The sequence below is a fragment of the Pseudoalteromonas sp. 20-MNA-CIBAN-0454 genome (genome assembly GCF_040308685.1).
Lineage (GTDB): Bacteria > Pseudomonadota > Gammaproteobacteria > Enterobacterales > Alteromonadaceae > Pseudoalteromonas > Pseudoalteromonas nigrifaciens.
In genome coordinates this window covers 1-304 of sequence record NZ_JBEOOB010000139.1, presented here as the reverse complement: position 1 = coordinate 304, position 304 = coordinate 1, and the positions used below count along the sequence as shown (strand labels likewise).

Sequence of the window (304 nt, the reverse complement as noted above, 5' to 3'; positions counted from 1 at the left end):
ATCGAATGTGTGAAGCATACGAAATAGAGGGGCGTGACGTAAAAGGTCAGCTAACAAAACGGTTGGGGCTTACTAGCGTTAGCACAGTTAAAAGCTGGATATACAATAGGCGCATACCCTTTCATGCAATGGTTACGTGCCAGCAAGACGTTAAGTGTAGCCTTGATTGGTTGCTTACGGGTAAGTTGCCAACCCTTGATATTTCTAAAGAGGCACGGCAAGCGGTTAAAGATAAATTAGTCGAGCATTTATTCAATGCTGGCCGTTACAAGCTGGTAGATAGTGCCGAGGGCATAGATATAAC

At 44.4% G+C, this 304-nt stretch carries 1 protein-coding gene; it reads left to right on the top strand.

Annotated features, from left to right (window positions below; translation table 11 throughout):
• A partial coding sequence (locus AAEZ22_RS18290) for a helix-turn-helix domain-containing protein (protein WP_352298432.1) occupies positions 1-304 on the top strand: 304 nt, incomplete at both ends.